This window comes from Streptomyces sp. NPDC060205 (assembly GCF_042728395.1).
Lineage (GTDB): Bacteria > Actinomycetota > Actinomycetes > Streptomycetales > Streptomycetaceae > Streptomyces.
In genome coordinates this window covers 4,800-18,984 of sequence record NZ_JBHWZP010000182.1, presented here as the reverse complement: position 1 = coordinate 18,984, position 14,185 = coordinate 4,800, and the positions used below count along the sequence as shown (strand labels likewise).

General features: G+C 69.3%; 13 protein-coding genes. 4 read left to right on the top strand and 9 right to left on the bottom strand.

Going from position 1 to position 14,185, the window contains the following annotated elements:
* Positions 1-401 precede the first annotated feature (401 nt).
* A complete protein-coding gene (locus tag ACFWGJ_RS27710; protein WP_366781458.1) occupies positions 402-584 on the top strand; it encodes a DUF6274 family protein in 183 nt (60 codons plus the stop codon).
* A gap of 540 nt (positions 585-1,124) precedes the next feature.
* On the opposite strand, the gene bldC is transcribed toward ACFWGJ_RS27710, so the two are convergent.
* Together bldC and ACFWGJ_RS27700 are read right to left on the bottom strand one after the other, a co-directional pair.
* On the bottom strand, positions 1,125-1,331 hold the full coding sequence (bldC, locus tag ACFWGJ_RS27705; protein ID WP_003949541.1) for a developmental transcriptional regulator BldC: 207 nt from the start codon (positions 1,329-1,331) through the stop codon (positions 1,125-1,127).
* Between the two features lie 497 nt (positions 1,332-1,828).
* The gene (locus ACFWGJ_RS27700; RefSeq protein ID WP_387329739.1) at positions 1,829-2,695 is read right to left on the bottom strand and encodes a hypothetical protein; all 867 of its coding nucleotides are present in this window, start codon (positions 2,693-2,695) and stop codon (positions 1,829-1,831) included.
* A gap of 233 nt (positions 2,696-2,928) precedes the next feature.
* Between ACFWGJ_RS27700 and ACFWGJ_RS27695 the strand changes: the two genes are divergently transcribed.
* A complete protein-coding gene (locus tag ACFWGJ_RS27695) occupies positions 2,929-4,020 on the top strand; it encodes a Leu/Phe/Val dehydrogenase (RefSeq protein ID WP_387329736.1) in 1,092 nt (363 codons plus the stop codon).
* Positions 4,021-4,343: 323 nt separating this feature from the next.
* Positions 4,344-4,595, top strand: a complete 252-nt coding sequence (locus tag ACFWGJ_RS27690) for a DUF3073 domain-containing protein (protein ID WP_107020614.1) — start codon at positions 4,344-4,346, stop codon at positions 4,593-4,595.
* A 197-nt stretch (positions 4,596-4,792) separates the two neighbouring features.
* Here the strand turns inward: ACFWGJ_RS27690 and purM are convergent, their stop codons facing one another.
* The 7 genes from purM to purS all read right to left on the bottom strand — a co-directional run bounded on the left by purM (position 4,793) and on the right by purS (position 13,191).
* Positions 4,793-5,863, bottom strand: a complete 1,071-nt coding sequence (purM, locus tag ACFWGJ_RS27685) for a phosphoribosylformylglycinamidine cyclo-ligase (RefSeq protein ID WP_387329732.1) — start codon at positions 5,861-5,863, stop codon at positions 4,793-4,795.
* Between the two features lie 56 nt (positions 5,864-5,919).
* Positions 5,920-7,443: an amidophosphoribosyltransferase gene (gene purF / locus ACFWGJ_RS27680; protein ID WP_387329729.1), complete on the bottom strand. Its 1,524-nt coding sequence runs from the start codon at positions 7,441-7,443 to the stop codon at positions 5,920-5,922.
* Between the two features lie 83 nt (positions 7,444-7,526).
* Positions 7,527-8,414 (bottom strand): META domain-containing protein, encoded by an 888-nt coding sequence (locus tag ACFWGJ_RS27675; protein ID WP_387329726.1) that lies wholly within the window; start codon positions 8,412-8,414, stop codon positions 7,527-7,529.
* Positions 8,415-8,499: 85 nt separating this feature from the next.
* Positions 8,500-9,297, bottom strand: a complete 798-nt coding sequence (locus ACFWGJ_RS27670; protein WP_387329723.1) for a sterol carrier family protein — start codon at positions 9,295-9,297, stop codon at positions 8,500-8,502.
* A 674-nt stretch (positions 9,298-9,971) separates the two neighbouring features.
* Complete coding sequence (gene purL, locus ACFWGJ_RS27665) at positions 9,972-12,230, bottom strand: phosphoribosylformylglycinamidine synthase subunit PurL (RefSeq protein ID WP_387329720.1); 2,259 nt, start codon at positions 12,228-12,230, stop codon at positions 9,972-9,974.
* Positions 12,227-12,931, bottom strand: a complete 705-nt coding sequence (gene purQ / locus ACFWGJ_RS27660; protein WP_387329717.1) for a phosphoribosylformylglycinamidine synthase subunit PurQ — start codon at positions 12,929-12,931, stop codon at positions 12,227-12,229. Before purQ ends, purL begins: the two co-directional genes overlap by 4 nt.
* On the bottom strand, positions 12,928-13,191 hold the full coding sequence (gene purS / locus ACFWGJ_RS27655) for a phosphoribosylformylglycinamidine synthase subunit PurS (RefSeq protein ID WP_055518089.1): 264 nt from the start codon (positions 13,189-13,191) through the stop codon (positions 12,928-12,930). The genes purQ and purS overlap by 4 nt, the downstream gene beginning before the upstream one ends.
* Before the next feature lie 359 nt (positions 13,192-13,550).
* Between purS and ACFWGJ_RS27650 the strand changes: the two genes are divergently transcribed.
* Positions 13,551-13,868 carry an Lsr2 family protein gene (locus tag ACFWGJ_RS27650; protein WP_107020558.1) on the top strand — a complete coding sequence of 106 codons (318 nt, stop codon included), beginning with the start codon at positions 13,551-13,553 and terminating at the stop codon, positions 13,866-13,868.
* The last annotated feature ends 317 nt before the right edge of the window (positions 13,869-14,185 follow it).

The following is a 14,185-nucleotide window of genomic DNA, read 5'->3' as shown; positions in this document are numbered from 1 at the left end:
GTCCGTAACGGATGCGGGGCCTTCTGCATGCGCCGATCCCCCGAGCCCCAAGGGGCGCGAGGAACGGCGCGACCAACCCCCACCAACCCCCACCGACCGCCACCCGACACTCGACGCCCCCCACCCCCTAGGGGCGCGGGGAACGGCGCGATCAGCCCCCACCGACCCGCACCCGACACCCCGCGGCACCCCCACTCCCTAAGGGGCGCGGGGAACGGCGCGACAAGCCCCCACCGGCCCGCAGGCGGCGAACAGGCCCCACCACCCCAATCACCGCCACAGATATCGACTCCGCCCCCACAGACCCCACCAGGCCCGCCCGCCCTCCACACGCCCTTGACGCGGTCACATTCCCCAAGTACCCAGAAACCAGACCCAGCCAGACCCCACCGGAGGTGACCATGGCGGCGACCGCTCGGCATGAGACGCGAGCCCTGCTCCGCGCCCACCTGTCGGCCGCCTCAGGACACCGCCACCGGACGAGGCACTGCCCGATCTGCCACCGCCTCCTGCGACTGGCCTCGGAGGCCGGCCCCGAGGACCTGGACGGCACCCCTGAGGACGACGGCCCCTCCCCGGCCTGAGCGACCGCTACGCGCTCGCCTGAACGAAGGCCTCGCCTCAACTGCCCCTCGCATGGCGCCAGATGAACGAGTCCCCCATTAGCGCAGGTATGCCACGCGCAACAAGGACCACGGCATGTGACGGGTGTCACCGCATAAGTTTTCAAACCTGCGGATCTTACCCCCCACCTACAACTGGTCAATTTAATATGTGCAATTGCACCGCGCCCCAGGGGGACTCACAGCCGATCCGACAGCCTCGCCCAGACTGCGACAAGGCCACTCACAGACCGACCCGGTAAGCGCGCACGCCCCATGACCAGCGCACAAAAAAGATCGCGCTGGACCCGGCGGAGTCCAGCGCGATCTACGACGCACCCACAGTGCTTGTGGTTCTTGCTCGGGCGGGGACCCCGTTGGGGCGGGATCCGCGTCGCTTGGTACTTGGGTGGTGCTTGGGTGTTGCTTGGATGACGCGTGAAGCGGTACTTGCGTCAGGGCCCTGCCGACAAGTTGGGGGACCTGCCGAAATACCCTGCTATGTGGCTATGCAGTTGTTGTTCAGGCTTCGCTGCGCTGCTGCGGGATGCCCGCGAGCAGAGCACGTACCTCTGCTTCGCGGTAACGGCGATGCCCACCCAGCGTGCGGATCGACGTGAGCTTGCCGGCCTTCGCCCACCGCGTGACCGTCTTAGGGTCCACGCGGAACATCGTGGCGACCTCAGCCGGGGTCAGCAGCGGCTCGGCATCAGGGGTGCGAGCGGTCATGAGCGGCCTCCTCGGGAGAACCGATCGTTCTCGGTTCTTTCCTCTAAATTCTGCACCTTGACCCGCGTTGCCCGAAATGGCGGATGCGGGTCGAGTCGGTTATAGGACGAACGGCTTGTCCTCGGCACTACAACTACACCATCCGTCCAGCCACGTCGGCCAAACCGATGGAATTGCCCTCCCAGGTGTTCATCAGCGACGGAAGCCGATGGACCATGCCATAGCGGACAGTCACGCCACTGTGACGATCAGTCACAGGACGATCAGGAGTCACGGGACCCCCCTGCAGCGCAATGCCGAGATTCCACCCAAACGTGGGCAGAGAGAGCCCTCCCCGGACTCCTTGTCCTATTTTGGCATGAGGAGGGCCGTTGGGCGCAAGGTCCGTGTTAGTGCCGTCCGTCACGCTTACCCCGTACGACCCGGATCGGGACTTACGTCCTGTCAGGCTCCGTGACGCACAGGAACCGGCGCTCCGAAGAGCCTCCGCGCGCCCCTCAGTTCGCCGAGCGCCGGTCCCGTACCGAACGCCACCGTTCCACGAGCCGACCGTATGCCTCTCCCGCGCCGGCGCCGTCGCCCGTGCGCAACGCCTCGATGCCCTCGGCGACATCGGCGGCGGAGTGGTCGCCGTCGAGCTCCCCCGCGGGCAGCACGTGGACGAGGCCGCCGTAGTCCAGCTCCACCAGCGAGCGCGGATGGAACTCCTCCAGCCAACGCCCCACGTCCACCAGGCCGTCGATGAGCGGCCCCTCGTCGAGGGTGTCCCGCAGCGTCCGCAGGGCCCGCGCCACCCGCCGCCGCGCCTGCACCATCGGCGTGCGGTAGCGCAGCACCGGCGCGTCCTTCTCGGCCCGCGAACCGCCCCCGGACCCGGCGCCCTTGTCGTGCTCGCGCTCCTCGTCCGAGACGAGCACGAACCAGTGCAGCGGGACCTGCCAGGTCGAGGTGCGGATCCAGGGCCGGGCGTCGGGATTGCGGGTCAGCCAGCGCTCGTAGTCCTGGGTCGCCTGACGGCGTACGAGCTCGGGCAGCGCCGCGTCCAGGACAGGGGCCGGCAACTCCTCCGCGAGGTCGCCCAGGGCCTCCCAGCCGCGCAGCCGGGTCCGCCAAGGGCACACGCACAGCACGCCGTCCACCTCCGCGACGAACGCGTCACCGCTCTCCTGCACCGGCACCGCCATCGGCGGCACAGGCAGCAAGTCGGCCAGCGAGCGGCGCAGTTCGTCCTGGTACGAGGGACGCTCGGGCCGGCGCGCGTAGCGGTACCAGTGGCCGCGCTCCGGTTCCGGGAAGGCCGCGAGCGGCTCGTACACCCGGAGGTAGGACGCGTACGGGACGATCAACGAGGACACCTTGGGCACGCTTGCTCCCTCCCCAGCCGACCCGGTGGAAAACCGCGCAACCGGTGCGCGGGCACGCGGGAAACCCCTGCAAATCGTCCCACGCCCGTCCGTGACCGTACTCCGGGCGGGGGTGATCTGGACCACTGGGCCGATGGCGGTCCCGTACAGGCTCTAATCTCGTGCCACACGGACCCCCGCCACCCGTACGAGGGCCGCCCCGACCCGCCGCTACTTACCTGGGAGTCACCACAGTGACCGACGTAACCGGCAGCCCTGACGACGTACTGCACACCCTGTTCCGGTCGGACCAGGGCGGCCATGAGCAGGTCGTGCTCTGTCAGGACCGCGCCACCGGCCTCAAGGCCGTCATCGCCATCCACTCCACCGCCCTGGGCCCGGCCCTCGGCGGCACCCGCTTCTACCCGTACGAGAGCGAGGCCGCGGCCGTCGCCGACGCGCTGAACCTCGCCCGCGGGATGTCCTACAAGAACGCCATGGCCGGGCTCGACCACGGCGGCGGCAAGGCCGTGATCATCGGCGACCCCGAGCAGATCAAGACCGAGGACCTGCTTCTCGCGTACGGCCGTTTCGTCGCCTCGCTCGGCGGGCGGTACGTGACCGCCTGCGACGTCGGCACCTACGTGGCCGACATGGACGTCGTGGCGCGCGAGTGCCGCTGGACCACCGGGCGCTCCCCCGAGAACGGCGGCGCGGGCGACTCGTCCGTCCTGACGGCCTTCGGGGTCTTCCAGGGCATGCGGGCCTCCGCCCAGCACCTGTGGGGCGACCCGTCGCTGCGCGGCCGCACGGTCGGCGTCGCGGGCGTCGGCAAGGTCGGCCGCCACCTGGTGGAGCACCTCCTGGAGGACGGCGCCCAGGTCGTGATCGCGGACGTGCGCCAGGACTCGGTCGGCCGCATCGCCGACAAGCACCCCTCCGTGCGGATCGCCCCGGACACCGAGCGGCTGATCCGGACGGAAGGGCTCGACATCTACGCCCCGTGCGCGCTCGGCGGCGCCCTGAACGACGACTCCGTACCGGCGCTCACCGCGAGGATCGTCTGCGGCGCGGCCAACAACCAGCTGGAGCACCCGGGTGTGGAGAAGGACCTCGCCGACCGCGGGATCCTCTACGCGCCGGACTACGTGGTGAACGCCGGCGGCGTCATCCAGGTCGCCGACGAACTCCACGGCTTCGACTTCGACCGGTGCAAGGAGAAGGCCGCGAAGATCTTCGACACCACGCTGGCCATATTCGCTCGTGCGAAGGAGGACGGGATTCCGCCGGCCGCCGCGGCCGACCGGATCGCCGAGCACCGCATGGCGGAGGCCCGCCGCCCCTGATGTTCGCAGGCCGTTCGGCAGCCGTTCGGAAGGCTGTGCGCACGGCCCCGCGGGGTCCCGCCGACGGGTGTTGGAGAGAACTCTCACGTTCGTCGGCGGGTCGCTCGCCAAGAAGAGGTTAAAATCGCGGTTGACCAGCGAGGACAGGGCACCTCGCGGGTCCTGTGCACACGAGCTTCCTGCGGGCGACGTACCGTATGGGCGTGGGCTCAGGTACCGTGGAAGCCCTACGGACCGGTCTCTCCACGGAGAGCCCGTTCCAGATCATGAACGCGTGTCAAGACTCTGGGGCCGTCGAGCCCCGTATCCGAGGGGGTCGAGCCATGGGGCGCGGCCGGGCAAAGGCCAAGCAGACGAAGGTCGCCCGCCAGCTGAAGTACAGCAGCGGCGGGACCGATCTGTCGCGTCTGGCCAATGAGCTGGGCGCTTCGACTTCGCAACAGCCGCCGAATGGCGAGCCGTTCGAGGACGACGACGAGGAAGACGACCCGTACTCCCAGTACGCGGATCTCTACAACGACGACGAGGACGAGGACGATGAGTCCGGTCCTGCGTCGCAACGCCGCGGGGCTTGACGTACCAGCTGCGCTCGTCGTTCTAGCTGCGCTTCACCCGGTCCGGGGTTGATTGCCGGACCGGGTTTTGTGCATGCCGCTCCGCGGGTTGGCGGGGGTTGCTCACTTGCTGTGGGCTGGTCGGCTGCGGGTTCGTCGTGGCTGGGCGCGCAGTTCCCCGCGCCCCTTACGGGGCGCCTCCCGTCGAGCCGTGCCGTCTAGCGGGGCGCGTAGTCGCCGGTCAGTTCCGCGCCCGTTTCGTGGGTGCCCCTGTCCGTGATCTCGCCTGCCACCCAGGCTTCCACTCCTCGGTCCGCCAGGGTCGTGAGGGCCGCGTCCGCGGAGTCCTGGGGGACGATCGCGATCATGCCCACGCCCATGTTCAGCGTCTTCTCCAGCTCCAGGCGCTCGACCTGGCCGGTGGTGCCGACGAGGTCGAAGACGGGGGCCGGCGTCCAGGTGGAGCGGTCCACGGTCGCGTGCAGGCCGTCCGGGATCACCCGGGCCAGGTTGGCCGCGAGGCCGCCGCCCGTGATGTGCGAGTACGCGTGCACGTCGGTCGTGCGGGTCAGCGCCAGACAGTCCAGCGAGTAGATCTTGGTGGGCTCCAGGAGCTCCTCGCCGAGCGTGCGGCCGAACTCCTCGACGTGCTGGTCGAGCTTGAGGTTCCCACGGTCGAACAGGACGTGCCGGACGAGCGAGTACCCGTTCGAGTGAAGGCCGGAGGACGCCATGGCGATCACCGCGTCACCCGTACGGATACGATCCGCGCCGAGCAGCCGGTCGGCCTCCACGACACCCGTACCGGCGCCCGCGACGTCGAAGTCGTCCGGGCCCAGCAGGCCCGGGTGTTCGGCCGTCTCGCCGCCGACCAGGGCGCAGCCGGCGAGGACACAGCCCTCGGCGATGCCCTTCACGATGGCGGCGACCCGCTCCGGGTGGACCTTGCCGACGCAGATGTAGTCGGTCATGAAGAGCGGCTCGGCGCCGCACACCACGATGTCGTCCATGACCATCGCGACCAGGTCGTGGCCGATGGTGTCGTACACGCCGAGCTGCCGGGCGAGGTCGACCTTCGTGCCGACGCCGTCCGTGGCGGAGGCGAGCAGCGGGCGCTCGTACCGCTTGAGGGCGGAGGCGTCGAAGAGGCCGGCGAAACCGCCGAGGCCGCCGAGGACCTCGGGGCGCTGCGTCTTCTTCACCCACTCCTTCATCAGTTCGACGGCGCGGTCGCCCGCTTCGATGTCGACGCCCGCGGCTGCGTAGCTGGCACCAGTTGTCTCAGACATGACGGTGAGAACTTTCGTGTCGTACAGCGGTGTCGCTGCGATGTTGCTGCGAGGTCTTACGGACGACGGATCGCGTCGGCCGCGGCAGACGAGGGGCCCGCGGCCAGCTCGGTCTCCAGGAGCTGCTTGCCGAGCAGCTCGGGGTCCGGGAGGTCCATCGGGTACTCGCCGTCGAAGCAGGCACGGCAGAGGTTCGGCTTGTCGATGGTGGTGGCCTCGATCATGCCGTCGATGGAGATGTACGAGAGGGAGTCGGCGCCCAGGGACGTGCCGATCTCGTCGATGGACATGCCGTTGGCGATCAGCTCCGCGCGGGTGGCGAAGTCGATACCGAAGAAGCAGGGCCACTTCACGGGCGGCGAGGAGATCCGGATGTGGATCTCGGCCGCGCCCGCCTCGCGGAGCATCCGGACCAGGGCGCGCTGGGTGTTGCCGCGCACGATCGAGTCGTCGACGACGACCAGGCGCTTGCCCTTGATGACTTCCTTGAGCGGATTCAGCTTCAGTCTGATGCCCAGCTGGCGGATGGTCTGTGAAGGCTGGATGAAGGTCCGGCCGACGTACGCGTTCTTCACGAGACCGGCACCGAACGGGATGCCGGAGGCCTCCGCGTAACCGATCGCCGCGGGCGTGCCCGATTCCGGAGTCGCTATGACCAGATCGGCCTCGACCGGAGCTTCCTTGGCGAGACGGCGGCCCATCTCGACACGGCTGAGGTACACGTTCCGGCCGGCGATGTCGGTGTCCGGGCGGGCCAGGTACACGTACTCGAAGACACAGCCCTTGGGCTTCGCTTCCGCGAATCGGGAGGTTCGCAGTCCGTTCTCGTCGATGGCGACGAACTCGCCCGGCTCGATCTCGCGGACGTAGGCCGCGCCGCAGATGTCGAGGGCGGCGGACTCGGAGGCGACGACCCAGCCGCGCTCAAGGCGGCCGAGGACCAGCGGACGGATGCCCTGCGGGTCACGGGCGGCGTAGAGGGTGTGCTCGTCCATGAAGACGAGCGAGAAGGCGCCCTTGACCTGCGGGAGGACCTTCGCGGAGGCCTCTTCGATGGTCAGCGGCTTGCCGTCGTCGTCGACCTGGGCGGCCAGCAGGGCCGTCAGCAGGTCGGTGTCGTTGGTCGCCGCCACACGCGGGGTGCGGCCCTCCTGCTTGGGGAGGTCGGCGACCATCCCGGCGAGCTCCGCCGTGTTGACGAGGTTGCCATTGTGGCCGAGCGCGATCGAGCCGTGCCCGGTGGCACGGAACGTCGGCTGGGCGTTCTCCCAGGTGGAGGCCCCGGTGGTCGAGTAGCGGGCGTGACCGACCGCGATATGACCGAGCAGGGAACCGAGGGAGGCCTCGTCGAAGACCTGGGAAACGAGCCCCATGTCCTTGAAGACGAGGATCTGAGAGCCATTGCTGACCGCGATTCCCGCGGATTCCTGGCCTCGATGCTGGAGGGCGTAGAGCCCGAAGTAAGTGAGCTTGGCGACCTCTTCACCGGGAGCCCAGACTCCGAAGACGCCGCAAGCGTCCTGGGGTCCTTTCTCGCCGGGGAGCAGATCATGACTGAGTCGACCGTCACCACGTGGCACGCCACCGAGTGTAGGCGAGATCGACCACTGGTCCGAATTGGGGAAGTGCCCGAGCGGCGCCGTGAGACGCCGCCCGTCCGGGATCACTTCGCGGCGACGGCTTCCAGACCCGCACCGTTTTCGCTGGTCAGAGTGAGGTTGCTGCCCTTCAGCGTGTACTTCACGGTGCCGCCGAAAAGCTTCAGAAGGGAGCGTTCGGTGTCCATGAGTGAGTCGGAGCACATCTTCCGGGTGGTGCCCGGCGCGCCCAGAGTGATAGTGCCGTCGCCGACCGTGGCCTTCGCGGTCACCTTGTTGCAGCCGAGCTGGCCGGCGACCGTGCCCTTCTTGTCGAAGGTGAGGTGGACCTTGCCCTCGGCCTCGGAGGCGAGGGCCACGGCGGAGCCGCCCTTGGTGTCGCCCTTCGCGTCGGCCTTCACCGTGCCGGTGACGTTCCACTTGGTGCCGTAGAGGTCGGCCTGCTTCTCGGCGGTGAGCTTCACGGTGTAGCCGTCCTCGGTGGTGAGCGTCAGCTTGTCGCCGTTGACGTCGGCCTTGATGGTGCTGTCGGACATGGCCTCGCCGAGTTTCGCCTCGAAGCCCATCGTGCCGTCGGCCGTACAGGCCATCTCGGTCTTGACGGTGTCGTCGCCGATCGTGATCGTGTCGCCCTCGATCTCGGCGGTGGCCCCGAAGTGGTTGCAGCCGTAGTTGCCGCCCACCTTGCCGTCCTTGCCGAACTCGACGTGCGCGCCGGCCGGGGCGTCCTGCGTCTTCCCCTTGGCCGTCACGCTGTCGACGTTCCACTGCGTGCCGGTGAGTCCGGTGTCCTGCCGGGTCCCGACGGAACTGGCGCCGGGATCCTTGCCGCCGCTGTCGCCGCTGCCGCTCTCCGTGCCGCAGGCGGCCGTGGCGAGGAGTCCGGTGACCGCCAGGGCGCTGAGGCCGATCCGCGGGCTGAGGGCGCTGAGGTTGCGTCGCTGCGTGTGCATGCCGCTTTGACGGGGCGGGTGGGGTGCTTGGTTCCCTCACGGGGTAACGGCCGCGCAACGGGTGGCTTCGGTTCGGCCGTCCGGCTCAGCCCATGAGGGGGAGCAGTGCGCCCAGGTCGGCGCGTTCTCCGCTCGCGCGGACCTGCGCGTCGTCGAGGGCGGTCTGCCACGCCGTCCGCCCCGTCGCGAGGCGGATCCAGGTGAGCGGGTCCGTCTCCACGACGTTCGGCGGGGTGCCGCGGGTGTGGCGCGGGCCCTCCACGCACTGCACGACGGCGTACGGCGGTACGCGCACCTCCGTGGAGGCGCCGGGCGCCTTCGCGGCGAGCGCGTCGGCGAGCAGGCGGGTGCAGGTGGCGAGGGCGTGGCGGTCGTACGGGATGTCGAGGCCCGGGACCGCCGCGTTGAGGTCGTCGGTGTGGACGACCAGCTCGACCGTGCGGGTCACGAGGTGGTCGGCCAGGGTCATCGCTCCCACGCGGGTGGTGAGCAGGCGGCCGTCCCTGGCGTCCGGGAGGCGCTCGGTGAAGCGGGCTTGCGTGCGCTCGTAGAGCGTGTCGAGGTCCGGGTTCGCGAGGGCGAGCGCGTGTACGCCCTCGTCGATCTCGCCCGCGTGGGGGGCCGTGGCGGACGGCCAGTCGAGCAGGGCGAGGGCGGGGGTGGTGGGCTCCGGCCCGTCCAGGCCCCGGCTCACGGCCTCCACGGCCATGGCCAGGTGCGCGGCCAGCTCCCGTACGGTCCAGTCGCCGAGGCGGGTGGGTGCGGTGAGCCGGCCCGGGGTGAGGGTACGGACGGCGTCCCGCACGTTCCCGAACTGGGCGAGGACCGCGGCGCGGGTCTTGGCCGGATCGAAGACACGTTGGCGTTTTCTGGCCGGGGGCATGGGGGGAGTTTATGGGGGGGCAGGGGGGGACTTTCGACTGCGGCCCGGTGGGGGTCGGCCGCGCAGTTCCCCGCGCCCCTAAAGGCAGGGGGTGACCGGCGTTGCTCCGTCTGCGGCGCCGCAGGGGCTGAGCGCGCAGTTCCCCGCGCCCCTAAAACGGACGGGGTGACCGGGAGTGCCTCATCTGCGGCGCCGCGGGGGCCGAGCGCGCCGTTCCCCGCGCCCCTGGAAGCCGACGGGTGCCGGGGTCGCATGGTTGAGCCGCGGCCACCGGCGCCCCTCAGGGGCGCGGGGAACTGCGCGGCCAGCCCCCACCGAACCGCAGCCACAACACTTCGCCAAGCCCTTGGCTTTTAGGGGCGCGAGGAACTGCGCGATCAACCCCCACCGAACCGCAGCCACAACACATCGCCAAGCCCCTCGGCTCTTTTTTGGGGGCGCGGGGAACTGCGCGATCAACCCCCACCGAACCGCAGCCACAACACGTCACCAAGCCCCTCGGCCTTTTGGGGGCGCGGGGAACTGCGCGGCCAGCCCCCGCCGGGCGGAGGACGAGACACGGCTGCGGCGAGACCGTCGTTCGGGGGCGCGCGAGCTGCGCGATCAGCCGCCGGGCGCAAGGCGAAGCCCGGCCCTGCCGTGAAGCTTGGCAGGGCCGGGCTACGCGCTTCGCGCTACGCGAACAGCGCGGGGATCGTGTCCGTGTGCGCCTTGCGCAGGTCCGCGAGGGGCAGGGCGAACTCGCCCTGGACCTCGACCGCGTCACCGTCCACGACGCCGATCCGCGTGGCCGGCAGCCCCCGCGCACCGCACATGTCCGTGAACCGCAGCTCCTCGGACCGCGGGACCGCCACGACCGCCCGCCCCGCGGACTCGGAGAACAGGAACGTGAACGCGTCGAGCCCGTCCGGCACGACGAGCCGCGCACCCTTGTCACCGAGCAGCGCCGACTCGACCACGGCCTGGATCAGACCGCCGTCGGACAGGTCGTGCGCGGAGTCGATCATGCCGTCGCGGGACGCGGAGATCAGGATCTCGCCGAGGAGGCGTTCCCGCTCCAGGTCCACGGCCGGCGGCAGCCCGCCGAGGTGGTCGTGAACGACCTGCGACCAGGCCGACCCGCCGAACTCCTCACGCGTGTCGCCGAGGAGGTAGAGGAGCTGGCCCTCTTCCCCGTAGGCGACCGGCGTGCGCCGGGCCACGTCGTCGATGACGCCCAGGACGGCGACCACCGGGGTCGGGTGGATCGCCGCCTCGCCCGTCTGGTTGTAGAGCGAGACGTTGCCGCCGGTGACCGGCGTGCCCAACTGCAGGCATCCGTCGGCCAGTCCGCGGATGGCCTCCGCGAACTGCCACATGACGGCCGGGTCCTCGGGCGAACCGAAGTTCAGGCAGTCGGAGACGGCGAGCGGCTTGGCACCGGTCGTCGCGACGTTGCGGTACGCCTCGGCGAGCGCGAGCTGCGCACCCGTGTACGGGTCCAGCTTCGCGAACCGGCCGTTGCCGTCCGTGGCGATGGCCACCCCGAGCCCGGACTCCTCGTCGATGCGGATCATGCCCGAGTCCTCGGGCTGCGCCAGCACCGTGTTGCCCTGCACGAAGTGGTCGTACTGGGAGGTGATCCAGGACTTGGAGGCCTGGTTCGGCGAGGACACCAGCTGGAGGACCTGCTTCTTCAGCTCCTCCGAAGTGGCGGGCCGCGGCAGCTTGTTGGCGTCGTCCGCCTGCAGCGCGTCCTGCCAGTGCGGGCGGGCGTACGGACGCTCGTAGACCGGGCCGTCGTGCGCGACCGTGCGCGGGTCGACGTCGACGATCTTGCCGCCGTGCCAGAAGATCTCCAGACGGTCGCCGTCGGTGACCTCACCGATCACCGTGGCGATGACGTCCCACTTGTCGCAGATCTCCAGGAAGCGGTCGACCTTCGACGGCTCGACGACCGCGCACATGCGTTCCTGCGACTCGCTCATGAGGATTTCCTCGGGAGAGAGCGTCGAGTCGCGCAGGGGTACGTCGTCCAGCGTCACGCGCATGCCGCCGGAGCCGTTGGACGCCAACTCGCTGGTGGCGCAGGACAGTCCGGCCGCGCCCAGGTCCTGGATGCCGACGACCAGCTTCTCGGCGAAGGCCTCCAGGGTGCACTCGATGAGGAGCTTCTCCTGGAAGGGGTCGCCGACCTGGACGGCGGGACGCTTGGACGGCTTGGCGTCGTCGAAGGTCTCGGAGGCCAGGATGGAGGCGCCGCCGATGCCGTCGCCGCCCGTGCGGGCCCCGTACAGGATGACCTTGTTGCCGGCGCCCGACGCCTTGGCGAGGTGGATGTCCTCGTGCTTCATGACGCCGATGGCGCCGGCGTTGACGAGCGGGTTGCCCTGGTAGCAGGCGTCGAAGACGACCTCGCCGCCGATGTTGGGCAGGCCCAGGCAGTTGCCGTAGCCGCCGATGCCGGCGACGACACCGGGCAGTACGCGCTTGGTGTCGGGGTGGTCCGCGGCACCGAAGCGCAGCGGGTCGACGACCGCGACCGGCCGCGCGCCCATCGCGATGATGTCGCGCACGATGCCGCCGACGCCGGTGGCCGCGCCCTGGTAGGGCTCGACGTACGACGGGTGGTTGTGCGACTCGACCTTGAAGGTGACCGCGTAGCCCTGGCCGACGTCGACGACGCCCGCGTTCTCGCCGATGCCGACGAGCAGGGCGTCCGACTGGGGGGCCTTCTCGCCGAACTGGCGGAGGTGCACCTTCGAGGACTTGTAGCTGCAGTGCTCGGACCACATGACCGAGTACATGGCGAGCTCGGCGCCGGTCGGGCGGCGGCCGAGGATCTCCACGACCCGCTCGTACTCGTCCTTCTTCAGGCCGAGTTCGGCCCAGGGCAGCTCGACGTCGGGGGTCCCGGCCGCGTGCTCGACCGTGTCCAGAGGCGTCCGGCTCATGCGTTGACCAGCTTCTTGAGGATCGAGGTGAAGAAGGGGAGGCCGTCGGTGCGGCCGGACCCGACGAGGGGTTCGACAGCGTGCTCCGGGTGCGGCATCAGACCGACGACGTTGCCCGCCTCGTTCGAGATGCCGGCGATGTCCCGCAGCGAGCCGTTGGGATTGCCGAAACCGTCGGCGAACGCGCCGCCGACCACGTAACGGAAGACGACGCGGCCCTCCGCCTCCAGCATGTCGAGGGTGCGCTCGTCGGCGACGTACCGCCCGTCCATGTTCTTCAGCGGGATGTGGATCTCCTGGCCGGACTCGTAGTCCGCGGTCCAGGCGGTTTCCGCGTTCTCCACCTTCAACTTCTGGTCGCGGCAGATGAAGTGGAGGTGGTCGTTGCCGAGCATCCCGCCGGGAAGGAGATGGGCTTCGGTGAGGATCTGGAAGCCGTTGCAGATGCCGAGCACCGGCATTCCCGACTTCGCCTGCTCAATCACCGTCACCATGACCGGCGAGAAGCGCGAGATCGCACCGGCGCGCAGATAGTCGCCGTACGAGAAACCACCCGGCAGGACAACGGCGTCGACCTGCTTGAGGTCCTTGTCCTTGTGCCAGAGAGCGACGGGTTCGGCGCCGGCGAGCTTGATCGCCCGCTGGGTGTCCCGGTCGTCGAGGCTTCCCGGGAAAGTGACGACGCCAATACGAGCGGTCACTTTCCGGCCTCCGCGACTTCCTCGACCTTGACGGTGAAGTCCTCGATCACGGTGTTGGCGAGGAAGGATTCGGCGAGTTCGTGGATGCGGGCGAGCGCGGTGTCGTCCACCGGTCCGTCCACTTCCAGTTCGAATCGCTTTCCCTGACGGACGTCGGAGATGCCTTCGAAACCGAGGCGCGGCAGTGCACGCTGCACCGCCTGGCCCTGGGGGTCGAGGATCTCCGGCTTGAGCATGACGTCGACTACGACGCGTGCCACTGGCACTCCCGGTGTGTGGTGCTGAGCAGGTTCCTTCAGACTACCCGTACAAAATTTCTACGCGGGTAGATTCGTAGGAATCTACGTGACCGTCATCACGATTGCGCATCGGGCACCTATCGCCGGGCTGCCTTCACGAAAAATCCTGGGAAAGATCCGGATCGAGACCGGGTCCCCTATTGCCTGGGGACACGCCAAGAGATTTAGTCGAGCTTCACATTGGATTGCCGGGCACTGTACAAATGAATTGGCAATAGCCGATACTTTGCCCAATCACCCATAAAAGCAGTCGGACAGTCGGCATCTCGGCACGTCGTCGCACGTCGTCGGATAGGTGCCGCACGAAGGGACCGATATTCGTGGCGCAGCGTGTCGTAGTCACTCTCTCCGACGACATCGACGGCTCGGAAGCGGCGGAAACGATCGCCTTCGGTCTGGACGGCAAGTCGTACGAGATCGACCTGAATCCGGCCAATGCCGAGCAGTTGCGTGCGGCGCTGGAGCCGTATGTGGAGGCCGGGCGGAAGCGGTCGCGGTCCGGGAAGGCGTATCGGCAGACCGCCGTGGCGCCCGATCCGGCGGCTGTTCGGGCGTGGGCGCAGTCCAACAAGCTGGAGGTGCCTGCGCGGGGGCGGATTCCCAAGCGGGTGTATGAGGCTTTTACTGCTGCGCAGTAGGGCTTGCGGGATTTGTGGTGCTCTGCTTGGAGTTCGGCCGCTCGGGGGTCGGACTCCTTCCCGCACGTGCGCCTGCCGGCGTTGCGCGTTGTGTGTTGGGTGCGGGTCCGTGGGGGCTGCTCGCGCCGTTCCCCGCGCCCCTGAAAGATTGCGCCGTTCCCCGCGCCCCTTGGGTGGGCGGGGGCGAGGGCGCGTGTCGGGTGCGGCGGCGTGGGGGCTTGTCGCGCCGTTCCCCGCGCCCCTGAAAGATTGCGCCGTTCCCCGCGCCCCTTGGGTGGGCGGGGGCGAGGGCGCGTGTCGGGTGCGGCGGCGTGGGG

Bases quoted from the DNA above. Each gene is read 5' to 3' on its own strand.
- ACFWGJ_RS27670 (WP_387329723.1), bottom strand. From the start codon at position 9,297: ATGCCCCCGGCCAGAAAACGCCAACGTGTCTTCGATCCGGCCAAGACC.
- ACFWGJ_RS27710 (WP_366781458.1), top strand. From the start codon at position 402: ATGGCGGCGACCGCTCGGCATGAGACGCGAGCCCTGCTCCGCGCCCAC.
- purL (WP_387329720.1), bottom strand. From the start codon at position 12,230: ATGAGCCGGACGCCTCTGGACACGGTCGAGCACGCGGCCGGGACCCCC.
- bldC (WP_003949541.1), bottom strand. From the start codon at position 1,331: ATGACCGCTCGCACCCCTGATGCCGAGCCGCTGCTGACCCCGGCTGAG.
- purM (WP_387329732.1), bottom strand. From the start codon at position 5,863: ATGTCTGAGACAACTGGTGCCAGCTACGCAGCCGCGGGCGTCGACATC.
- ACFWGJ_RS27690 (WP_107020614.1), top strand. From the start codon at position 4,344: ATGGGGCGCGGCCGGGCAAAGGCCAAGCAGACGAAGGTCGCCCGCCAG.
- ACFWGJ_RS27675 (WP_387329726.1), bottom strand. From the start codon at position 8,414: ATGCACACGCAGCGACGCAACCTCAGCGCCCTCAGCCCGCGGATCGGC.